This window comes from Psychrobacter sp. 28M-43 (assembly GCF_014770435.1).
Classification (GTDB): Bacteria; Pseudomonadota; Gammaproteobacteria; order Pseudomonadales; family Moraxellaceae; genus Psychrobacter.
Window position 1 is genome coordinate 874,692 of sequence record NZ_CP061739.1, and the last position, 23,672, is coordinate 898,363.

Genomic DNA, 23,672 nt, shown 5'->3' on the forward strand with positions numbered 1-23,672 from the left:
ACTTAGCAGTCTTTAACTCATAAATTCATAATTTGTTTTATGTCTCAGTGATGGGTTGAGTAAATGGTAGATATAACGTAAATCGGGTTTGCTTATCTTCTTGCTCTTTTGTCGAGCTCACATCAATCATACCATGATGATGACTGATAATATCTTGGACGATGGATAATCCAAGACCTGTACCGGCTGCACGGCTAGTGACCATCGGGAAAAATATCTGACCGATCAAAGCTGGATCAATACCTGAGCCATTATCGGTAATGGTAATTTGCATCACTTGCTTGTGCTGCTGCCCGACGATCGTATGCTGAAAGGCAACCCGCGTTTGAATATGCAATGTCGGTTGATAATCAGAATTGCTATCAGTTTGCATAGTAGCTTGTGGTGATTCTTGAGACTCTGAGATTTTATTCTGTTGTAGCGTTTGTTCGAACTCAGTCATCGACTCACAAGCATTGTTAATGAGGTTTAAAAACACTTGAATCAGCTGATCTTTGTCAGCGCACAACTCTGGCAATGATAAATCATAATCACGCTGTAACACTACCTGTGGATACTGATTGGTCACTAAGGTTAAGACATGTTCTAGGGGCTCATGGATATTAAGCGTTTGCCAGTTTGGCAGTTGATTGGAACCCAGGAGCTGCCCAATAAGATGGGTCAACCGATCAGTTTCTGAAATAATAATGTCCGTATAGTTGCGCAGCTTTTGATTCATTTTTTGCAAATCATGCTGCGTGTCAGTGTTGGTAGCTGTCAAAGCATTATCAGCGCTAGAGGTGCTAGTAGTAGATGCGTCGCTGAATTTAATAAACTGCCGTTGCAACAGCTGGGCTGCCCCGCGAATACCAGCAAGAGGGTTTTTTATTTCGTGTGCCACTGAGCGTAGCATATGACGGGCAACTGTATACTGCTGTTGTTGACGCTGCTCCTCAGAGATACGACTTTGACGATCTTTACCCCACATCTCGATAATAAAATAAGGCTGCTGTTCATAGATGACTGGCGTGACGCTATAGTCGACTGACAATGATAAATTACCATTTAGTGGTGTTTTGATAATGTGATCATGATCGATAAAAGGCTGCTGATAGTTCTGCGCTTGCACAAAGCGCTCGGTCAAAGAGTAAGCTGGCTCGCTCGAAGGCTCATTTTCATTTGTATCATTACTATCATTATCTATAGATACAGTATCTTTAGTCTTTAACTCATCGGGTGCTAGCAGGGTTAAGATGGATTGATTGATCAGTCTGCCGCTACTAATGGCAAGTAGCTGCTCGGCTTGAGCATTCAACCGTGTGATTGATAGCTCATCGTTGACCCATAAAATAGCGGTGAATAAATGCTGAGATATAAATGCGAGGTCAGGGGTTGTTTTGGCGGTTATAAAATCAGCGTTCATCGGTAGTGCCCAAAAAAGTCAGATGCTTGAGATAATATTTAACCACAAATCAAGACTATAGAGCGGCAAAACTGGTGATTTTTGCAAAAAAAACGTACAATGCGCTCAGCCAATTTATCTCTAGCAAGGTCAGCCATGTCCAAAACTTCTACCGAGTCAGTGAATACGACAGCAACAGCTCCTCTATCTGCCGTAAAAGACACTGCCACTATCTACAATCCTGCCGCGCCTACCATAGTACAAGCGCAGAGTCAGGCAGATGCCAGTCAAACAGACACTAAACAACCTTACCATCATAAAGCCAACCACAATCAGAACCGTAGTGTAGCCCAGAGCAGTGATGTAACGACTGCCAATGCGACTGCTACGATGCCAGTTAGTGCGGCGCCAAAGATTGGTTTTGTGTCACTAGGTTGTCCAAAAGCATTGGTGGATAGTGAGCGTATTATCACTGAGCTAAGCCGTGATGGCTATCAAGTAGCCAGTGATTATGATGGTGCTGACTTGGTCGTGGTAAACACTTGCGGCTTTATTGAGTCAGCGGTACAAGAGTCACTTGATGCGATCGGCGAGGCCATTAGCAAAAATGGTAAAGTGATTGTTACTGGCTGTTTGGGCAAAGAAGCAGACAAAATCCGTGAAATGCATCCAGCTGTACTAGCAGTGACGGGCGCACATGCCTATGACGAAGTGATTACGGCAGTAGCGCAGCATGTGCCTAAGCCAAATCGCAGTCAGGACGCCAACTATGATCCAAAAATAGATTTGATTAATGAAGCGGGTATCAAGCTGACCCCAAGCCATTATGCTTATCTAAAAATATCAGAAGGCTGTAATCACCGTTGTACGTTCTGCATTATCCCAAGCTTGCGCGGTGATTTGGTATCGCGCCCGATTGATAATGTGATGAACGAAGCACTGGCACTCAAAAAAGCTGGCGTGAAAGAATTACTTATCATCTCGCAAGATACCTCGGCATATGGTCTTGACCTAAAGTACAAGACCAGCTTTTGGAATGGCATGCCGCTCAAGTCTAAGTTTTATGACTTATGCCAAGCATTGAACGATTTGGGCATTTGGGTACGCCTGCATTATGTCTATCCGTATCCACATGTAGACAAAGTCGTTGAGTTGATGGGTGAGAAGAAACTGCTTCCTTATCTGGACATTCCGTTCCAGCATGCCAGCCATCGTATTCTAAAGGCGATGAAACGTCCTGCGCATAGCGAAAACACCTTGGCTCGTATCAAAGCGTGGCGTGATATCTGTCCTGATATCGTGATTCGTTCGACCTTTGTGGTTGGCTTCCCTGGCGAGACAGAAGAAGATTTTCAGTGCTTGCTTGATTGGCTAGTTGAGGCACGTCTTGATCGCGTGGGCGCATTCACTTATTCAGAAGTAGAAGGCGCAGTGGCCAACGACTTGCCTGACCATGTCCCTGAAGACATCAAGCAATCTCGTTATGAGCGTTTAATGGCGCTACAGCAAGATATTTCAGCGCAAAAGCTACAAGAAAAAGTCGGCAAGACCTTAACGGTATTGGTCGATGAAATTGATAGCGATGAAAATATTGCTATTTGCCGTAGCTATGCTGATGCACCTGAAATTGATGGTCATGTCTATGTTGATGACATCAACGCTCAAGTTAAAGTAGGGCAGTTCTTAACCGTGACTATCGATGATGCTAGCGAATATGATCTGTTCGCCAGTTATCAAGGCTAGATATCCAATAAGATATGCGAGTGAAAATTGCCCAATGGCGGGCAGTTTTTGCTACAATTAGCGCAATTTAGCCTTTTTAATACGCTTAGCTGTAAGTGTAGCGTTGTGGGCAAACTCGATTTGTATTTTACCGATAATTTTCTTTATAATTTCATGATAACAAGGTGACCTCATGTCTGACAAAAACCCGCGTTACGCTCGTATCTTGCTGAAACTCTCCGGTGAAGCCTTAGCTGGTAGTAAAGACATGGGTATTGATACCGAAGTGCTTGATAAAATGAGCTTATCTATCGCTCACTTGCGTGGACTCGGTGTCCAAGTTGGTATCGTAGTCGGCGGTGGTAACTTATATCGCGGTGCACAGTTACAAAAAGAAGGTCTCGTTGGCCGTGTTACTGGTGATCAGATGGGCATGCTAGCGACCGTTATGAACGGACTGGCAATGCGTGATGCGCTTGAGCGTCGCAATATCAAAACGCGCTTGATGTCAGCGCTACCGATTGGTGAAGTCACCGAAAGCTATAGCAGTCGTAATGCCATTCGTTATCTTAAAAACGGCGAAGTTTGTATCTTTGTTGCCGGAACAGGCAACCCATTCTTTACTACTGACACCGCTGCTTGTTTGCGCGGTATCGAGATCGAAGCTGGTTTGATTTTAAAAGCGACTAAGGTCGATGGCGTCTATGACAAAGACCCAAGTCTACATGACGATGCAGTCAAGTATGACGGTCTGACCTTTGATGAAGTACTAGAGCAAAAGCTAGGCGTCATGGATTTAACGGCTATCGCATTATGCCGTGAGCATAACGTACCGCTGCAAGTGTTTGACATGACTAAACCCAATGCATTATTGAATGTCATCATGGGTGAAAATGAAGGCACACGAGTTTTTCATTAATTGATGCGATACTGGCAACTAACGCCAGTAAGTAGCTAACGATTAGCAACACATAATTAATATCCCAATAGCAAATAAAAAATTTGTCGGTAACGATAAATAAGGATACACAATGATTAAAGAGATTAAGCAAGACGGCGAAGCACGCATGCAAAAAACATTGGAAGCGCTTGAAAGCACTTTCAGTAAAGTTCGTACTGGTCGTGCGCATCCAGGTATGTTGTCAGGTGTGATGGTCAGCTACTACGGTTCTGATACACCATTGAACCAAGTGGCAAGCGTCAACGTTGAAGACTCACGTACCTTGCTGGTTCAACCGTTTGACCGTACGATGGTACAAGCAGTAGATAAGGCCATTCGTGAAGCAGATTTGGGTCTAAACCCAATGTCTGCTGATGTGATTCGTGTGCCAATGCCAGCATTGACAGAAGATACTCGTCGCGATATGCAAAAACTTGCACGTGGTGAGGCTGAGAGCAGCCGAGTTTCTATCCGTAATATTCGCCGTGACATGATGAACGATATTAAAGACTTGGCAAAAGAAAAAGAAATCTCAGAAGATGACGAGCGCCGCGCTAGTGATGATATTCAAAAAATCACTGACAAGTATATCGAAACAATCGATGCTCGCTTGAGTAAGAAAGAAAGCGATTTGATGGAAGTTTAATACTGATATATTTGGTGTTGATAGCAAGAAATAGTTCGGAAGATTACCTGTAATTGAGCAGCCAATACTTTATAGCTATTGGCTGTTTATTATTGTGTAGACTGATATAGTCAATCCTTCATAAAAGAGCGACAGCGTTGACCTCGCTTAAAGTATCACAGTTACATCTGCACTCGGTTGCTCTGTTTCTCTTTTAAACTGAATCAACCATATGAGGCCATATCTAAGGCACGCAAAAGGTGTGATTGATTGAGCTGTATCTATCGCATTCTGAACACTAAAAACTAACGACGCAATTGTGATAAGTTAGTGAATTATATAAATGTCGCTTTTTAATCGCCGTTACACACGTTATTATTATTTTACCTTAACAATAAGCAAGTTCGCCTATGTCCACTTCAGCCGTTTTGGCACCCGCTATTCTTCCTCGTCATATCGCCATTATTATGGATGGTAATAATCGCTATGGTAAGGCCAATGATTTGGGCCACGGTCAAGGACATGTGGCTGGCAAAGATGCGCTCGACCCTATCGTTGATTACTGTGTCAATACAGGCATTGAAGTACTAACTGTATTTGCGTTTTCTAGCGAAAATTGGCAGAGACCGCCTAGTGAGGTAGCATTGTTGATGCAGCTACTCATATCGACAATTCATGAGCAAATGCCGCGTATGAATGAGTATCGTATTCGCTTGCGTTTCATTGGTGACCGTAGTCAGCTTAGTGAGTCATTACAAACGCTAATGGCTGACGCGGAAGAAAAGACGGCGGATTTTGATGCAATGACGCTGGTGATTGCAATTAGCTACGGTGGACAGTGGGATATTGCAAATGCAGCAAAACAGCTGGTTCAGCAAGTGCAAGCTGGTAAACTAAAAGCTGAAGATGTCAGCGAAGAGCTGTTAGGTAACTACGTACAATTAGCTGATGCCCCAGCAGTAGATATCCTGGTACGTACGGGCGGCGAGTATCGTATTTCTAATTTCTTATTGTGGCAATCTGCTTATGCTGAGCTGTTTTTCACTCCCACATTATGGCCAAATTTTACAGCAGAAGAGCTGGCTTTGATGATCGCAGAGTTTGCAAAACGTCAACGCCGCTTTGGCAAAACCAGCGAGCAGGTAGTAATAGAGCAGCAAGGGCACTGAGCAATGAGTTGATAGGTAAGTTTAGTCGGTTCAGTTCAGTTAGTATTGTATAACTGGTCAATAGGGTTGGTTTATGCAATGATAAATGGCTTGAATGAGTATTGAATGCTATCACTAGGCCATCGTTAGTTAGCTGCTATAATGCATTTTTTGACCATCTGTTCTTCATTATTATAAGGCTCGATAAGTATGTGGCAACGAATTAAGACGGCAATTGTTCTCGTTATTATCGTTGGTATTGCAATGTTTGCGAGCCAAACGCCTATTTTATTTGCACCACTGTTGGCCATTGGGGTCATTATCGCCGCTCATGAATGGGCTAAATTGATGCCTAAGTGGCGCCAGCCTGCTGTATTCGTTCTATTGATTTTGGCGCTTACTATATTCTCACTGATGTTCAAGGTAACTTGGTTGTTTTGGTGGGTGGCGTCACTCGTTATATGGCTGATGGCGCTGTCTTGGGTTCGAGTCTTCCCAACACAGACGAGATGGTACGGCAACCAGCTGGCAATGATGGGCGCGGTTATTTTGACGGCATCTATTACGGCGATGTTCTATCTCTGGCAATTGTCGGCATGGTGGCTGCTGTATGTGTTCTTATTAGTATGGTGTGCAGATAGTGGCGCATATTTTGTTGGACGTAAGCTTGGTCGCCGAAAAATGGCACCAAATGTCTCACCCAATAAGAGCATGGAAGGGTTGGCTGGTGGCCTCGTCACAGGGCTGCTAGTTGTGGTAGCCATTAGCGTCTTTAAATTACAGCTGACCGGTGTACCGTTAATCGCATTTGTAGCGTTATCGGCCATCACTATTCTTGCCTCTGTACTTGGGGACTTGTTCGAGTCGATGCTCAAGCGCCGTGCTGATGTAAAAGATTCAGGCACTATCTTGCCAGGTCACGGTGGTATCCTTGATCGTATTGACTCCCTGTTGTCTGCCACACCGATATTTGCCCTTGGTTTTTGGGCAATACAGCAGCTTGGGTTGATAGTGGTGTAAGGTTTATAGTTAACAGACGATATTCTATTTTTATTATTTTTAAGTATCATGGGCATTGATGGTTATGACGCAACGCATCGCCGTACTAGGCGCGACAGGCTCGATTGGCGATAGCACTTTAGCAATATTAGCGGCGCAACCGCATCACTATGAAGTCTATGCTTTGTCAGGCTATCATCGCTTAGATAAGCTATTTGCACTCTGCCAGCAGTTTTTGCCGAAACGCGTCAGTGTGCCGACGTCAGCCGTAGATGATTTTGCTCACAGGCTTAAAGCAGCAGGGATTGATAGTGATGTCGTAGGGGGCGAGGCAGGATTGGTAGATATTGCCACTGACTCACAGACTGATACGGTTGTAGCGGCGATTGTAGGGGCGGCAGGGTTGCCATCCACGTTAGCAGCAGCACGTGCAGGCAAACGTATCTTATTGGCCAACAAAGAAGCCTTAGTCATGGCAGGTAAAGTCATGATCGATGCGGTCAAGACGCACAAAGCCACTTTGCTGCCGCTGGACTCTGAACACAATGCCATTTTTCAATGCTTGCCACTCGCTATTCAGCAAGACAATACGCAAATTCATCAGCCAAATCATGGTGTCCGTAAACTATGGTTGACAGCTTCTGGTGGGCCATTTTTGCAGCAGTCGTTTGAGCAGATGCAGCAGGCAAGCGTCGCAGAAGCGGTCAAACACCCTAATTGGTCAATGGGTCAAAAGATATCTGTCGATTCGGCCACGATGATGAATAAGGGGCTTGAGCTGATAGAAGCCTGTCACTTATTTGATTTGCCTGAAGATAAGATAAATGTGGTCATTCATCCACAAAGTATCATTCACTCAATGGTAGAATATAGCGATGGCAGCTTTTTGGCGCAGTTGGGTAGTCCAGACATGAAAACGCCCATTGCGCACGCGCTTAGCTACCCTGATCGGATTGATAGTGGCTCACAGCCGTTAGACTTATTTGCACTTAGTGGTTTGGAGTTTATTGAGCCAGATCTACAAAAATTCGCCTGTTTGCGTTTGGCTCGCCAAGCTATGCAAGACGGAACACAAGCCACTATTGTGCTTAATGCGGCAAACGAAATTGCAGTAGCAGCGTTCCTCGATGGGAAGATTCGTTTGACTGATATTGCTAATATTAACGAACAAGCCTTAAATGATATACAGCTGCCGCCATTGAACGAAACTGCTGATATAGAAGATATATTGGCAATCGATAAGATTGCACGCCACTTGACTGATAAGTTGGTAGCAAAGCTGACATAATCGTAGCAAGCGTCTCTTAGCTGATATATGACATTGATAAACGATATTGGCGAAGATGTTAATAAAATGCTGAGAGACAATACTGAGAAAAAATCATGACGTTTTTACTAACACTTCTTGCCGCCATATTTGTTTTAGGCCCGCTTATTGCCTTACACGAGTGGGGACATTATATTGTGGCGCGGCTTTGCGGTGTCAAAGTGCTGACGTACTCTATCGGCTTTGGTCCTAAAGTTTTTGGCTGGACCAGCAAAAAGAGCGGTATCGACTATCGTATCTCAGCATTGCCACTTGGTGGCTATGTAAAAATGCTAGATGAGCGTGAAGGTAATGTCGCAAAAGATGAGCAGCATCTTGCGTTTAATCGACAGCATCCGCTCAAGAAAATTGCTATCGTTGCAGCTGGCCCTATCATGAATTTTGTTATCGCTATCGCGCTATTTTGGGTACTGTTTATGACCCCATCTGAGCAGTTGGCGACTAAGATTGGTCAGGTACTACCAGATACGCCTGCTGCAATGGCACAGCTGCCAGTCGGCGATAAGATCGTTGCGATTGATGGACATGATGTGCAGACATGGGAAGGTATTAACTATCGCCTTGCAGGACGTATGGGTGAGACGGATAATGTCAGCATTACCTTGCAGTCAGATGCCCAAACCGATCAGTCGACTAAGACATATAAAGCACCAGTTACGCAGTTTATGCAAGGCGATGCTCAAGGCAAAGACGCATTGACCAGCTTTGGTATGTTGCCGTGGCAGCCGCAGATTGCGCCGATTGTAGGTGGTTTGGCTCCCGATGGTGCCGCTAGCCGCCAAGGTCTAAAGGTTGGCGACCGCATTACTGCTATTAATAATGAGTCAATCGAAGATTGGATTACTGCCACGCGTATCATTCGTGATAATCCTGAAACGCTAATGAACTTTACGGTGTTGCGTGATGACAAGCCTGTACAGTTGCAGATTATGCCCCAAGGTAAAAAAGATAACTTGGGTAATGATTACGGACAGATTGGTGCAATGGTTGATCAGACTGAGATTGTTATTCCTGATGATTATAAGACCACCGTGGTCTATGGTCCTAGTGAGTCGTTAGTGAAGTCATTTGAAAAGACTGAGCAGCTCGCAGTAATGACCGTAAGTTCAATGGGAAAAATGCTGTCAGGTATGATTGGTTTAGACAATCTATCAGGGCCAATTACCATTGCCAAAGTCGCTAAGCAAAGCTTTGATATCAGTTGGCAGATGGTATTGTCGACAGCGGCGCTAATTAGCCTGAGTCTTGCCGTCTTAAACCTTTTGCCGGTTCCAGTATTAGACGGTGGTCATATAGTCTATCATTTTATCGAGCTGATTCGCGGTAAGCCACTGTCTGAAGGTGTGCAAATGATCGGTCTAAATATCGGTTTACTCTTGCTGGCAGGTTTCATGGTGTTAGCAATTGGTAATGACATCAGCCGGCTATTTTGACCGGCGGATGAGCAATATGGCTGATAAAGCACGATATACTAATGGTTTTACGCCTATTATAGGCTGATTATTGTTATGATAGGCATGCTACTCTGTGTCGCAGCCTCTGTACTAATCGTAATTTTTAGTTTATTTTGTGATGCAATTTATATAAAGTGTTCTGAGTTACCCTTGCATGGGTTTATAAACTTATGCGCACGGGTTAGACAATACGTGCCTTTTAACTTAACTTAAGCAATTTTTTTATTGACGGATAGTGTTTATGCGTACGCCTTTAATTATGAGCGCGGCTGGGTTGCCGTTAGTTGTAGCGATGATGAGTATGCCAGTACAGGCTGCAGAATTTGTAGTAACTGACATCGGTTTTAATGGCTTACAACGCCTAACCCCTGATAGCCTCTATCCGGTCTTACCTGTTACGGTAGGCGATACGGTGAATGATAGTAGCTTAGCTGCCAGTATTAAGGCGCTATATGCAACTGAGAACTTTGCTGATATTCAAAGCCGTGTCGAAGGTGGCAAACTAAGGTTTGACGTCATTGAGCGTCCAACGATTGCTGAAGTTACCTTTGAAGGTAACAAGCTCATTCCGAAAGAAGGACTTGAACAGGGACTGAAGAATGCGGGACTGTCTGCTGGTGACGTACTCAAGCAGTCTACTTTGCAAGGCGTGGCCAATGAGCTACAACAGCAATATATTAGCCAAGGTTACTACAATAGTAATATCGAAGTAGATCAAACGGTCCTTGATGGTAACCGTGTGAAACTTGATGTGCGCTTTGTAGAAGGCAAGCCTGCTAAAGTTGTCGATATCAATATTATTGGTAACAAACACTTTAGTGATGAAGAGATTAAAGACGTTTTCGCGGTAAAAGAATCTTCATGGACGCGTCTACTGTCTAAGTCTGATCGTTACGCTCAAGAAAAACTGGCCGCCAGTTTAGAGAGTTTAAAGGCACTATATCAGAACGATGGTTATGTACGTTTTTCAGTCGATAATGCTGTATTGAACATCAGCGAAGACAAGAGTAGCGTGTTTATCGAAGTTAGCCTAAGCGAAGGCGAGCAATACCAGTTTGGCGAAGTGAACTTTTTAGGTAAACCTACCTTTGAGAACAGTGAGCTAAAAGAGCTGGTTAGCTTTGCATCTAATGAAAAATACTCGCAAGCAAAACTAGACGAAACCACTGCTTCTCTTAAAAGACGCTATGGTAATGAAGGCTATTATCTAGCTCAAATCAGACCAGTACCACGTATCAATGACGATACGAAAATGGTCGATGTCGATTACTATATCGACCCTGCACGTCCTATCTACGTTCGCCGTATTAACTTTACGGGTAATATTAAAACGCAAGACGAAGTATTACGTCGTGAAATGCGTCAGTTAGAAGGTACGCTGTCGTCCAATGACAAAATTCAGCTGTCACGCACGCGTTTGATGCGTACTGGATTCTTTAAAAATGTCACTGTCGATGTTAAGCCAGTACCTAACCAGCCGGATCAAGTCGATGTGAACTATGTGGTTGAAGAGCAGCCTTCTGGTAGCTCAACGATTGCAGCTGGTTACTCACAGAGTGGCGGTGTAACTTTCCAATTGGATTTGACCCAAAACAACTTTATGGGTACCGGTAACCGTGTCAAGGCTGCGCTTTCTCGTTCAGAAACACGCGACTCTTATAGCCTAGGTTATACCGATCCGTACTTTACAGAAAACGGTGTTTCTCAAGGTATCAGCGGTTATTATCGCAAAACCAAATATGATGACGACAACGTTAGTAACTATGTGACCGATTCATATGGTGCGACGCTGAACTATAGCTATCCTATTGATGAAACCAAACGCCTGAGTGCTGGTCTAAATGTTGATAATACTACTGTACGTGGTGGTCGATATTTAGGAATATCTAATGTACAGCAGCTTCTAGATGATGGTGGTACACAAACACCTGAGAACGAGACTGATGGTATTGCCACCTTTAAGAATGATTATCAGACCTACAACCTTTTATTTGGTTGGGATTACAGTACTCTAGACCGTCCAGTATTCCCTACCAAAGGTATGAGTCATAAGGTTGATGCAACTATTGGGATAGGTGATGCTAATTATCAAAAGCTAACTTATAGCGGTAATATATATTATCCTCTTTATAAAGATGTGATCGCACGCGGTTATACCAAGCTTGGCTATGGTAACGATTTACCATTTTACGAAAACTTTTACGCTGGTGGTTATGGCTCTGTACGTGGCTATGAATCTTCAACGCTAGGTCCTAAATCAGAAAACTATTATGATGCCGTCAATGGTATTGCTGGGAACTTAGATGAAGAAGTCGGTGGTAACGCATTGGCAACGTTTGGTGCTGAATTGATTCTACCAATGCCATTTAAAGGTGATTGGGCAGATCAAGTACGTCCAGTATTGTTTGCTGAAGGTGGTCAAGTATTTGACACGACTGGGAAAGAAGACGAGACTTTCAGAGAAACCGATTATACTTTGATCACTCAAGATAATGACTTCCGCTACAGTGCTGGTGCTGGTGTCACTTGGTATACACCAATTGGTCCAATCTCACTTAGTTACGCGGTACCATTTGGTGACAAAGAAGGTGATGAGACTGAAAAAGTCCAGTTCCAGATTGGTAATACATTCTAAATTAATGACATCATTCTCATCTATTTGAGCAGTTTTAAAGATTGTCTCAAATAGACAGAAATATCATTAGAGCTTAGTAGGTCGTCAAAACGCATTGTTATTTTGGCGACCGTTTCATTTATAACCATATTTTATTAATAGTCATTATGATAACGATTGAGCAACTCATTACTCGAATTGAGCAGCGTCAGCCTATTATTAATAAGGCTGAGATTGATACTGAGCAATTGTGTCAACCATTCAGTAGCGTCGGTAGTTTGACGACGGCCAGTCAGCAGCAGTTAAGCTTTTTGGCAGATCCTCACTATATCTCTAGCTTGGCTAGCAGTGAGGCAGGCGCGGTGTTGGTAACGGAAGCATATCGTGACCAAGTGCCTACCTCAGCGATAGCGCTAGTCGTCTCAAATCCATATTTGGCTTATGCCAGTGCCAGTCAGCTGTTTGCACGTCATTCTTTATCTAACGGGATCCATCCTAGTGCGGTGATTGCAGAGAGTGCTGTTATTGGCGAGCAAGTCAATATCGGTCCTTTTTGTGTGATTGGTGACAACGTGCAGATAGGGGCACGCAGCTCACTCGATGCTCATGTCGTGGTTGAGGCCAATACCAGTATCGGTACCGATTGTGTGATTAAGTCGCAAGTCGTTGTCGGACCTGAGTGTGTCATTGGTAATTACGTTAGATTGCATGCAGGGGTAAGCATCGGATCTGAAGGGTTTGGGTTTGCGCCTACTAAAGATCCTAGTAACACAGGTTGGGAACGCATTGCCCAGTTAGGCCGTGTCATTATTGGTGATCATGTGCGAGTTGGTAGCCAGACATGTATCGATCGTGGCGCTATCGATGATACCGTTATTGGCAATCACGTTATTATTGATAATTTGGTACAAGTTGCTCATAACGTTCGTATCGGTGACGGCACGGCTATTGCTGCTCAAACGGGCATTGCGGGTAGTACTACGATAGGTAAGCGCTGTATAATAGGCGGCGCTGTCGGTATCACAGGACATATCGAGATTACAGACGATGTTGTTCTGTCTGGTATGACCATGGTAACCAAATCCATTAAAACCGCTGGTTCATATTCATCTGGTACTGCTGCAATGCCAACTGCTAATTGGCGACGTGCTGCTGTACGTTTTCGTCAGCTAGGCAATAACTAATGCAAACACAAACAAATAATAGATATTCAAAACACAGCAAGGAAGCGTCATTATGAGCAATAACAATATAGATATCCCAACTGATGAAGACGTTAAAAGCTTGGCTGAGCAAGGTCTTACGCTACCATTGACGTATCATACGATTAAGCATTATTTACCGCATCGTTATCCTTTTATGCTGGTAGATCGTATTGTAGCTTGTACGCCAGGTGAGTGTATTACTGGTATCAAGAACGTGACTATTAATGAAGAGTTCTTTAACGGTCACTTTCCTGATGAGCCGATTATGCCAGGGGTATTGATGGTGGAGTCAATGGCGCAGGTGTCAGGAGTGCTTGGTTTTATCAGTGCAGGGCTGACGGCAGAAGACGGTTATCTCTATCTGTTTGCAGGTGTGGATAAGGTCCGTTTTAAACGCCGTGTGATTCCTGGTGATCAGCTTATCATTCGTGCAAAAACTGTGATGCAAAGACATGGCATCTATAAATTTGATTGTACTGTCCATGTCGAAGATGAATTGGCTGCTAGTGCGCAAATTATGATTGCACGCCAAGAGCAGCAAAAACCTGCTAACACGAAGGGTGCTTAAGTTTTTAATAAGCCATACTGCACAAAGAGCGATGTTGAAATCGCTCACTATAGCTACAATAAACAGTTATATATAAACTCTCAACAACGCAACTGGTATTAGCTTCGTTAGTAACACTGAAATAGCGATACTTTTTTATTATTTACTCGCATCAAATGATACAAGGGCCCATCTTATGAGTCAGATTCATCCTACAGCACTCATCTCACCGTCCGCGCAGATTGACGAGACTGCTATCATCGGGCCCTATTGTATCGTTGGTGATGAAGTATCAATTGGTGCGCATACGGTTTTGCATAGACATGTCGTTGTGACTAAGCTGACTCGTATTGGCCAACACAATGAGTTTTATCAGTTTGCAAGTATCGGTGAAGATCCTCAAGATTTGAAATATGCAGGTGAGCGCACTTGGCTTGAAATCGGTGATCACAATACGATTCGCGAAGCCTGTAGCTTACACCGTGGTACAGCGCAAGACGGCGAGCTGACTAAAATCGGCAGTCATAATCTACTGATGGTAAACACCCATGTCGCACATGATTGTGTCATTGGCGATCATAACGTACTGGCCAACAATGTTGGTGTAGCAGGGCATGTGACTATTGGCGACCATACCATCATTGGCGGTAACTCAGGTATTCATCAGTTTTGTACAGTAGATGACTATAGCTTGATTGGCGGAGCAAGCCTCATTCTAAAAGATGTGGCTGCATTTACAATGGTATCTGGCAATCCAGCAAAGGCTCATGGACTCAATATTGAGGGTATGCGTCGTAAAGGTTGGTCAAAAGAAACCATCAATGTATTACGTCAAGCGTATCGTACGATTTTCAGATCAGGTTTGACTACTGCACAAGCGTTGGAAGTCCTACATAGTGAGCTATTGGCTAAAGAGCCAAAAATTCAGCTACTTATTGATTCCTTACAAAATAGCAGCCGCGGTGTTGTGCGCTAAAGAAAGCATAACTCGATTAATGATGAGTTTGATACTTTTAATCAGCTAAATTCTTATGGAATGAAGGCGAATTAGATGAAAGCCATAACTATTTGTTATGGCTTTTTATATTTATGAGTACTTGACTTTTTTGGTCGCTTAGCAGAAACTGAGCGTTTACGATATTGTAATCAATTCTTTCTTAATGTTGCTGGGCGTTTCACATCGAAGCGTTTACTAAATAGTCTAACGGTAAGGCTGACTATTTATGTTGATCAAGGAAGATTATCAGTAACGTTAATTGAAGCACGAGGACGGAAAAAATGGCTATCAATAAACAAGAACATGCCCAATGGAGCTCAAGCTTTGGCTTCGTATTGGCAGCAGTAGGCTCAGCAGTTGGTTTAGGAAACATATGGAAATTTCCATACATGGTTGGCGAAAGCGGTGGTTCAGCTTTCGTTATTGCTTATTTGTTCTGTATCGCGCTGGTCGGTTTTCCGATATTAGTTGCTGAATGGTTAATTGGTCGACGTGGTCAAAAAAACCCAGTCAATACTTTTTCAGACGTAGCAGCGAATGAAGGTAAGTCGCGTAGTTGGGGTATTATTGGTGCTACTGGTGTTTTGGGTGGCTTCTTAATTCTATCGTTCTATAGTGTGATCGGTGGTTGGGCGCTTAACTATATCACTAAAGTTGCAACAGGTAGCTTTGCTGGTCAAGACAGTGATTCTGTTGCTGCAACCTTTGATGCTATGCTTGCATCAGCTGGTACATTGACGATCTGGCATACGGTATTTATGATTTTAACCGCTGTCATCGTTGGTATTGGTGTGACAAGTGGTATCGAAAAAACAGCTAAGATTTTAATGCCATTATTGGGTGTGATTCTGTTCGTTATCGTTGGTTACAACGTAATGAACGGTGGATTCGGTGAAGCAGTTGCTTACCTATTTACGCCAGATCTTAGCAAACTAACGGCTGATGTTATGCTTGCAGCATTAGGCCATGCATTCTTCACCCTATCAATTGGTATGGGTATCATGGTCGCTTATGGCTCTTACTTGGGCCGTGAAGTAAACTTGCTAAAAACAGCACGTACCGTTGTTATTTTGGATACGGTTATTGCGTTGGCTGCTGGTCTTGCCATCTTCCCAATCATCTTTAGCAATGGTCTAGATCCTGCATCAGGTCCTGGTCTTATCTTTGTAAGCTTGCCAATTGCTTTCGGTAGCATGGGTGCGGGTACTATCATTGGTGCATTGTTCTTCTTGCTTATTACCTTTGCCGCTATTACTTCATCTATCTCGTTACTTGAGCCAACCGTTGAGCTGTTAGAAGAGCGTACGTCGATGAGTCGTACTGTATCGACTATCGTGGCAAGTACAGTAATCTGGTTGTTAGGTATTGCAGCATTGCTATCGTTCAATCTATGGTCTGACTTTACTATCATGGGTAATGGTATCTTTGATGCATTAGATAAGCTTACTAGTAAGTTCCTATTGCCTCTAACAGGTCTGGCTGCAATTGTATTTGTTGGTTGGAAAATGGATCAACGTAACATTCAGCAAGAGCTTGGTTTATCTAATGGTACATGGCAGCTGTGGCAAATCGTTGCGAAATTCATCGCACCAATCGCTGTTATTGTAGTATTTGTGACGTCATTGATGGGATAGTAGTCAAAATAGATTCTATTTGAATCATTAAGTGATAATCATTGAGTGATAAAAGCAGCACAGAAAAAAGGGCTTAAGATTATTCTTAAGCCCTTTTTTATTTCAACAGATATCGTTATACGGTCGTGAATATTAAACAGGATTAACGCAAGTTTAACTCAGGAACCGTTTGACCGCGTTTAGCATAAAACTCGCTGACAAACTCATCAAATTTATCTTGCTCGATAGCATCTCTGATACCTTGCATCAAACGTTGGTAATAGCGCAAATTATGAATGGTCGCTAACTGAGCACCTAGCATCTCTTTGCACTTATTAAGATGGTACAGATAAGCACGGCTAAAGTTTTGGCAAGTATAGCAGTCACATTCAGGATCTAATGGGCCTTCATCATTGCGATATTGGCTATTACGGATACGTACCACACCAGCATTATCTGCATCGCCCGTCACAAAGTAATGGCCGTTACGCGCGTTACGCGTTGGCATCACACAGTCGAACATATCTACGCCGCGACGTACGCCTTCAACTAAATCCTCAGGCTTACCAACACCCATAAGATAGCGTGGCTTATCTGCTGGCATATCATCAGGCAGGTAGTCTAGGACATCTATCATCTCTTCTTTAGGTTCGCCAACTGAAAGACCACCAATAGCATAACCATCGAAGCCAATCTCTAACAGGCCTTCAAGTGATTGCTGACGCAAATCAGGATACATACTGCCTTGTACAATACCGAATAATGCGTTGGTGCTGCCCAGTCTGTTGTGCTCATCGATACAGCGCTGACCCCAACGTAATGATAACTCTAACGACTTTTTCGCTTCGTCATGAGTGGCTGGATAAGGCGTACACTCATCGAACTGCATGACGATGTCTGAGTTCAAGCTGTACTGAATTTGCATGGATTTTTCTGGTGAGAGAAATACCTTTGCGCCATCGATAGGAGATTTAAAATTTACGCCTTCTTCGGTAATTTTACGCATTGCGCCGAGGCTGAATACTTGGAAACCGCCCGAATCGGTCAAGATAGGCTTGTCCCAATGCATAAACTTATGCAGGCCACCAAATTTATCAATGACTTCGGTACCCGGACGTAACCATAGATGAAAGGTATTGCCCAAAATAATATCAGCACCGATGGCTTCGATATCACGTGGCAGCATGCCTTTGACCGTACCATAAGTACCAACAGGCATAAAAGCAGGCGTTTGCACGTCGCCATGATTGAGATGAACCGTACCACGGCGTGCACGCGTTGCACCGCTAGCCGTTTTATGTAAGACAAATTGCATATGATAACCGCTATTTAAGCTATGAAAATGGCGCTAATTATAGCATTGTTAGCGGTTTTTTTGGACATATAGTCGGAGAATCACTGAACTGCTACGGCGTTACTCTCCCTAAATGTACTACTTGTATAATTTTCAGTCGGCGGCCTTGCATACATTTTAGCGTTCTTTGACTATAGTTATTAGATGTCATCGGTATACGCGCAATATACACTTTGGTAAATACCGCTTTACTATAACTAAAAAATACAGATAGCACGCCAAAAGACACAGACAATACTAAAGGTCTGTTGATACAGTAGAAGTTATACAGGTGAGGTAATAATCATTGCCACACCATGCTTTTAGATGCTGGAGACATAACATGAAAAAGACAGCTTACTTATTATTGAGTGGTTCATTATTGATATCAGGAGGGGCTATGGCTACTGAAGAGCCGAAATATACGGTGTTGACCCAAGTAGATGACTTTGAGCTGCGTCGTTATGATGAGCAGCTAGTAGCGCAAACGTGGGTGAGTGGTGACCAAGACTCAGCAAGTCGTGAAGGATTTAAGATTTTAGCGGACTATATTTTTGGTAATAACACAGCACCAAGTGGAGACAGTAGTAAAATCAGTATGACGGCACCTGTCACGATGCAAGCTGATAACAAAGAAAGTGATAATGAGTCACAAAAAATTGCGATGACAGCACCAGTAAGTATGCAACAAGACGATGGTAAGTGGCGTGTACAATTTACGATGCCTAGTAAATATACGATGCAAACACTGCCAAAGCCAAACAATCCAAACGTTGAGATTATAGAAGTGCCTGCACAGACGTACGGTGTGATTAAGTTCTCTTGGCTCGCAGGAGAAGATAAAGTAGCGGAAAAAACTGAAGCGCTGCAAACATGGATGCAAGACCAGAATTTGACGCCTACAGGCGAGCCTGAATTGGCACGTTATAACCCGCCTTGGACGTTGCCATTTTTACGTCGTAATGAGGTAATGATTGCTTATCAACCTAACTAGTAAACAACCCATAAAAAAAGACAGCAATCGCTGTCTTTTTTGTGCTTCATTTAAGGTATCTGAGTTAGACGTTTTGCTCACGGATGATATTAAGCATGCGACGTAATGGTTCTGCTGCGCCCCATAACAACTGATCACCAACGGTAAATGCACCTAGATACTCAGGGCCCATATTAAGCTTACGCAAGCGACCTAGAGCAACGGTTAAGGTTCCAGTCACTGCCACTGGAGTTAGGCGATTCATGGTAGCTTCTTTGTCATCTTCGACCAAGTCCAACCACTCGTTGCCACTGTTTTTGAGTGCAGCTTCAATCTCTTTTAGCGGAATGTCTTTTTTCAGTTTGATCGTTAGGCCTTGCGCATGACAACGCATAGCACCGACGCGTACACACATACCATCGATAGGAATCGTACTGGCTTCATCATTACCCAAGATCTTATTGGTCTCGACGCCGCCTTTCCATTCCTCTTTTGACTGTTTGTTTTCTAGCTGAGCATCGATATAAGGAATCAAGCTACCTGCCAGTGGTACACCGAAGTATTGTGTAGGGAAGTCTGCTGAACGCTGAGTCTGAGCGATTTTTTTATCAATCTCAAGAATAGCACTAGCAGGGTCAGCCAATTCGTCTTGGACGGCATCACGTAACACACCCATACCGTTGATGAGCTCGCGCATGTTATTTGCGCCAGAGCCACTAGCAGCTTGATATGTCATGGCGCTGACCCATTCGACCCAGCCTTTATTAAACAGCTCACCGATAGCCATCAGCATCAATGATACGGTACAGTTACCACCGATAAAGTCTTTTTTGCCATTGGCTAGGGCACTATCAATAACGTTACGGTTGACTGGATCAAGAATGATAATGCTGTCATCTTTCATTCGCAGCGTACTTGCCGCATCAACCCAATAGCCGTTCCAACCACTATCACGCAATGGTTGATGGACTTTTGACGTATAGTCACCACCTTGGCAAGTAATAACGACATCACAAGCAGCAAGTGATTCAATATCATGAGCGTCTTTTAGTTGGCCGGTTTCAATACCATCGAATTTTGGTGCATCACCACCAGCATTACTGGTAGAAAAAAACACGGGTTTGATCCCGTTAAAGTCATTTTCTTCCTGCATACGTTGTATCAATACTGACCCTACCATACCGCGCCAGCCTACCAAACCTACTGTTAAATCACTCATGAAGTTCAATCCTATTTACAATTATTTGTTGCATCGTCAACCGATAACAATGCCGTGAATGGCGCGAAAAAGCAAGGCGTTTTGGCTATTATTTGGTCGTTTTCCATACACTATTAACTATGTCGACTATAACTTTAAGTTATTACTATTGAATAGATACTGGGCTATCTGACGACCTCAAAAATATAATGTCTAATAAAGCACTCATTACATTGAATGAGCCAATATTGTAACGTTTTATGATAGTTGTCGCATAATTGAGACTCACCAGTAGGCGAGAATCTTCTGAAATGCTAAAGTAAGTCTCAAACGCAATTACTCGACGTTAGTTATTTGATGTCAGGTGAGTTACAACCACGATATTTCTTATCAAACAAAAGCTTAACCAATATACATCATCGGCTCTATCAACACTTTAATCAACGGTTAGTACCTACTTATGGATCTCTCACTATTATATTACGTCTTACAAGGTCTAGCAGGATTCATCGCCTTTGTCACAATCTGGGGCTGGTTGCCGCTGGATAACTGGTGGGTGCGCGGTGTTGAGTTTCCACGCATTCAAATAATGGTGCTTGGTATTATCGCTTGGGTTGGCATGTTAGTGTTTTTCTCAGAGTGGGAGTTATGGCAGTGGATATTGTTTGTTGTATTGAGCGGTACGTTAGCATTTCAGCTGAGAATGGTACTGCCATATACTAAGCTGTGGAAAAAAGAAGTTCAAAAGGCAAAAGATAAGCCAGAAGGGCAAGCGCATCAGATAAAAATCATGGTATCAAACGTATTGACGCCCAATGACGAAACGCAAAAACTGGTCGATTTGGTTAAGCAAAAGCAGCCTGATATCTTAATCACATTAGAGAGTGACAAGAAATGGGAGCAAGCCTTACAGCAAGTCGAGTCTGACTATCCCTACACCGTGAAAGTGCCACTAGATAATCTATATGGCATGCACTTGTATTCTAAGCTTGAGCTTATCGATCCTGAAGTTAAGTATTTAATGATAGATGATATACCATCTATCCATACACAACTGCGTTTGCAAGGAGGCCGCGTCATTTGGTTATATTGCTTGCATCCCATGCCGCCTAGCCCAACTGAAGCTGATAAGTCCACCACGCGTGATGCTGAGCTGCTCATGGTGGGTAAACATATAAAAGAAAACGACCAAACGGTGATACTGGCAGGTGACCTCAATGATGTCGCATGGTCAAAAACCACACGTCGTTTCCAACGTATCTCAGGACTACTAGATCCTCGTATTGGTCGACATTTTATTAATACCTTTCATGTTAAATACCCATTTCTGCGTTGGGCTTTAGACCATATCTTTCATAGTGCCTGTTTTACGGTAGTTGATATTCAGCGTATGCCATCCGTAGGGTCTGATCATTTCCCTGTGATGACTACCTTGCAATATGAGCCAGAAGAAGCAAGCAAGCAAGAAGGCAATGCGCCTACTGTACAAGCAGAAGATATCCAAGAGACTGATAACAAAATCGAAGAAGGCAAGAAAGAAGGCGAAAAAGTGTCAGAAGAGCACAGACAAGATCAGCGCAGCTTTGGTTAATAAAATAGGCTGTTTATTAGCTGTAATACATAAATGTGATGTAAGCATATGCTTACGCAAAATAGAGTCTTTAGCTTCTATCGGCACCAAACCCATTGGCCTATAATACATCCATCAACACAAGGATACGCATGGATGTAGTGTTGAGACAGTATCAATAAAAGCACAGGTCAGCCCGCTGTCTTATATAATACTGTTAAATGACTTAGGATGAGTCAGCACGGAAGAGAGATAATAACAATAACACGAAGTATTGAAACCCTGAACCAATCGCCCTAGGTTCGGGGTTTTTCTTTGTGTGGATTTTGGTTTATCAAGATTTAAACTATTTAAATTTGGGATTTTCCCATCAAAGCTTTCAATTAAATATTTAACTGCGCAAACCAAAGAAGGGTATATGCCATTGCATATACCCTTCTTTATTTAAATCGATTCAGTACTTTCGCTAACTTAATACTATTAGCTTATTACAACCTATTAGCCAAGTATCTGAATATAAGCGCCAGCACGTAGCTCTTGTAACCAGTCTTCTTGAGCTTGTGGTGCTAAGCGTTGATACAATGCTTGACGTGCCATATTGCGACGATATTGCTCGCTAATATCTTGATCGCGCTTACCATCAACTTTTAGGATATGCCAACCAAACTGTGTCTTAAATGGCGCAGAGTAATCACCAACAGCCGTATTTTTCATTGTGGCTTCAAATGGACCTACCATATCTTCTTCGCTAACCCAGTCAAGGTCACCGCCACGTCCGGCAGAACCTGGATCGTCTGAATACGTTGAGGCTAAGCTAGCAAAGTCAGCGCCGCCACGAAGCTGCTCGTATAGATCATTGATTTTTTGTTCAGCAAGCGCGTCAGTCTGTAGATTATCGACTTTAACTAAGATATGGCGAGTATGCCACTGTGGTATCAGCATTGTATTGCTGGCTTTTTTATCAGCAAGTTTGATTATATCAATACCTTCAGGAGTCAATAATGGATCGCTTACGGTACCAACGTCTAACTTGGTAATTTTGCTAGACAGCTCTGTCGGTAACGAGGCTGCCTTGTGAAAGCCCATATCTCCACCTTGCAATGGAATCGGATAGCTACCTTGGCTAGCAGCAACAGCTTCAGCGACATTGACATTTGGCTCAAGCAAACGCGTACGTAATGCTTGCGCAACTTTTAATGCTTCTTCACGTTGAGCGGGCGATAGGCGACTATAGTCATCTATATAAGGCACACGTACGTGAATGGTTTGATATTCGCTTTGATTCAGACGTTTGGCTTCAGGTGAGGCCAAAAATGCATCAATGTCTTGCTCGCTAATACGTACTCGGCGAGTAATTTGACGCTGCTGTAGCGCTTGGATAGAAGCCTCTTCGATCAGTTTGGCGCGTAGATTGGCATAACTACCAGGTTGTGCCGCATCTAGACGTTGCTGCAATGCTGCGATGCTCTTAAGGCCTTCAGCTTGAGCGATTTGACCAAGACGTTGATTGATCTCTGATTCATCAGCAGACAGTCCAGCACGTTTGACCATAGACAGTTGTAGTTCACGCAAAATAAGCGCGTTTAACACTTCAGACTGTAATTGTGCTGAGTTTGCGATAGGCTCTCCAGCAGCTTTTGCACGTGCTTGAGTTTGCTTGATAGCATCAACCAATTCGCTTTTTAAGATAGCATTTTCATTAACTAAAGCAATAATACCGTCTGTACTATTGGCTGGCGTCAATCGATCAACTGAGCTTTGCGCAGCAGAAGCTTGAGCTGCTGCAGGTTTAACAGTAGCAGCGTTGGCACTTAGCGTAAGCGTAAGGCCTGCCATAGATAGCAATACTGCTCTGCTAGTCTGACGTAAAGAAAAAAATCTCATGATGTTCCTCATCAATGTCATTGCATCGGATGGTAGTCGGTCAACTCTATCCAATACTCTTAATAATAAAATATTCGACAGCGTTTCCCATAATAGGGGTTCAAATAGTGTCTTATAAATATTTACGTAAATAATTCTAATC

Annotated in this window: 18 protein-coding genes; 14 read left to right on the plus strand and 4 right to left on the minus strand. The window is 43.3% G+C overall.

Features of this window, described 5'->3' with window-relative positions:
* Window positions 1-37 precede the first annotated feature (37 nt).
* Window positions 38-1,402 (minus strand): two-component system sensor histidine kinase NtrB, encoded by a 1,365-nt coding sequence (locus IEE84_RS03780; protein ID WP_191114904.1) that lies wholly within the window; start codon window positions 1,400-1,402, stop codon window positions 38-40.
* A gap of 135 nt (window positions 1,403-1,537) precedes the next feature.
* On the opposite strand from IEE84_RS03780, the gene rimO reads away from it, so the two are divergent.
* The 12 genes from rimO to IEE84_RS03840 all read left to right on the plus strand — a co-directional run bounded on the left by rimO (window position 1,538) and on the right by IEE84_RS03840 (window position 16,593).
* Window positions 1,538-3,124 carry a 30S ribosomal protein S12 methylthiotransferase RimO gene (gene rimO, locus IEE84_RS03785; RefSeq protein ID WP_191114905.1) on the plus strand — a complete coding sequence of 529 codons (1,587 nt, stop codon included), beginning with the start codon at window positions 1,538-1,540 and terminating at the stop codon, window positions 3,122-3,124.
* Window positions 3,125-3,296: 172 nt separating this feature from the next.
* Complete coding sequence (pyrH, locus tag IEE84_RS03790; RefSeq protein ID WP_057759121.1) at window positions 3,297-4,022, plus strand: UMP kinase; 726 nt, start codon at window positions 3,297-3,299, stop codon at window positions 4,020-4,022.
* Window positions 4,023-4,134: 112 nt separating this feature from the next.
* Window positions 4,135-4,689, plus strand: coding sequence for a ribosome recycling factor (gene frr / locus IEE84_RS03795; RefSeq protein WP_057759123.1), 555 nt, complete (start codon window positions 4,135-4,137; stop codon window positions 4,687-4,689).
* Between the two features lie 389 nt (window positions 4,690-5,078).
* Window positions 5,079-5,837, plus strand: a complete 759-nt coding sequence (gene uppS / locus IEE84_RS03800; protein WP_191114906.1) for a polyprenyl diphosphate synthase — start codon at window positions 5,079-5,081, stop codon at window positions 5,835-5,837.
* 189 nt (window positions 5,838-6,026) lie between these two features.
* Entirely contained in the window at window positions 6,027-6,836 is an 810-nt protein-coding gene (locus IEE84_RS03805) for a phosphatidate cytidylyltransferase (protein WP_191114907.1), read from the plus strand.
* Window positions 6,837-6,894: 58 nt separating this feature from the next.
* Window positions 6,895-8,103, plus strand: a complete 1,209-nt coding sequence (gene ispC, locus IEE84_RS03810; protein WP_191114908.1) for a 1-deoxy-D-xylulose-5-phosphate reductoisomerase — start codon at window positions 6,895-6,897, stop codon at window positions 8,101-8,103.
* Between the two features lie 95 nt (window positions 8,104-8,198).
* The gene (rseP, locus tag IEE84_RS03815) at window positions 8,199-9,575 is read left to right on the plus strand and encodes an RIP metalloprotease RseP (RefSeq protein WP_191114909.1); all 1,377 of its coding nucleotides are present in this window, start codon (window positions 8,199-8,201) and stop codon (window positions 9,573-9,575) included.
* 262 nt (window positions 9,576-9,837) lie between these two features.
* On the plus strand, window positions 9,838-12,231 hold the full coding sequence (bamA, locus tag IEE84_RS03820; RefSeq protein WP_191114910.1) for an outer membrane protein assembly factor BamA: 2,394 nt from the start codon (window positions 9,838-9,840) through the stop codon (window positions 12,229-12,231).
* Between the two features lie 146 nt (window positions 12,232-12,377).
* Window positions 12,378-13,394: a UDP-3-O-(3-hydroxymyristoyl)glucosamine N-acyltransferase gene (gene lpxD / locus IEE84_RS03825; protein ID WP_191114911.1), complete on the plus strand. Its 1,017-nt coding sequence runs from the start codon at window positions 12,378-12,380 to the stop codon at window positions 13,392-13,394.
* A 52-nt stretch (window positions 13,395-13,446) separates the two neighbouring features.
* The gene (fabZ, locus tag IEE84_RS03830) at window positions 13,447-13,983 is read left to right on the plus strand and encodes a 3-hydroxyacyl-ACP dehydratase FabZ (protein WP_057759133.1); all 537 of its coding nucleotides are present in this window, start codon (window positions 13,447-13,449) and stop codon (window positions 13,981-13,983) included.
* 175 nt (window positions 13,984-14,158) lie between these two features.
* Window positions 14,159-14,938 (plus strand): acyl-ACP--UDP-N-acetylglucosamine O-acyltransferase, encoded by a 780-nt coding sequence (lpxA, locus tag IEE84_RS03835; protein WP_057759135.1) that lies wholly within the window; start codon window positions 14,159-14,161, stop codon window positions 14,936-14,938.
* A gap of 302 nt (window positions 14,939-15,240) precedes the next feature.
* The gene (locus tag IEE84_RS03840; RefSeq protein ID WP_191114912.1) at window positions 15,241-16,593 is read left to right on the plus strand and encodes a sodium-dependent transporter; all 1,353 of its coding nucleotides are present in this window, start codon (window positions 15,241-15,243) and stop codon (window positions 16,591-16,593) included.
* A 142-nt stretch (window positions 16,594-16,735) separates the two neighbouring features.
* Here the strand turns inward: IEE84_RS03840 and tgt are convergent, their stop codons facing one another.
* Entirely contained in the window at window positions 16,736-17,887 is a 1,152-nt protein-coding gene (tgt, locus tag IEE84_RS03845) for a tRNA guanosine(34) transglycosylase Tgt (protein WP_057759140.1), read from the minus strand.
* Between the two features lie 361 nt (window positions 17,888-18,248).
* Here tgt and IEE84_RS03850 point away from each other — a divergent pair, with 361 nt between their 5' ends.
* Complete coding sequence (locus IEE84_RS03850; RefSeq protein WP_191114913.1) at window positions 18,249-18,899, plus strand: SOUL family heme-binding protein; 651 nt, start codon at window positions 18,249-18,251, stop codon at window positions 18,897-18,899.
* Between the two features lie 64 nt (window positions 18,900-18,963).
* Here the strand turns inward: IEE84_RS03850 and asd are convergent, their stop codons facing one another.
* Window positions 18,964-20,097 carry an aspartate-semialdehyde dehydrogenase gene (gene asd / locus IEE84_RS03855; RefSeq protein ID WP_191114914.1) on the minus strand — a complete coding sequence of 378 codons (1,134 nt, stop codon included), beginning with the start codon at window positions 20,095-20,097 and terminating at the stop codon, window positions 18,964-18,966.
* A 439-nt stretch (window positions 20,098-20,536) separates the two neighbouring features.
* Here asd and IEE84_RS03860 point away from each other — a divergent pair, with 439 nt between their 5' ends.
* Window positions 20,537-21,667: an endonuclease/exonuclease/phosphatase family protein gene (locus IEE84_RS03860; RefSeq protein WP_191114915.1), complete on the plus strand. Its 1,131-nt coding sequence runs from the start codon at window positions 20,537-20,539 to the stop codon at window positions 21,665-21,667.
* Between the two features lie 477 nt (window positions 21,668-22,144).
* On the opposite strand, the gene IEE84_RS03865 is transcribed toward IEE84_RS03860, so the two are convergent.
* A complete protein-coding gene (locus IEE84_RS03865) occupies window positions 22,145-23,530 on the minus strand; it encodes a peptidylprolyl isomerase (protein ID WP_191114916.1) in 1,386 nt (461 codons plus the stop codon).
* Window positions 23,531-23,672: the final 142 nt, after the last annotated feature.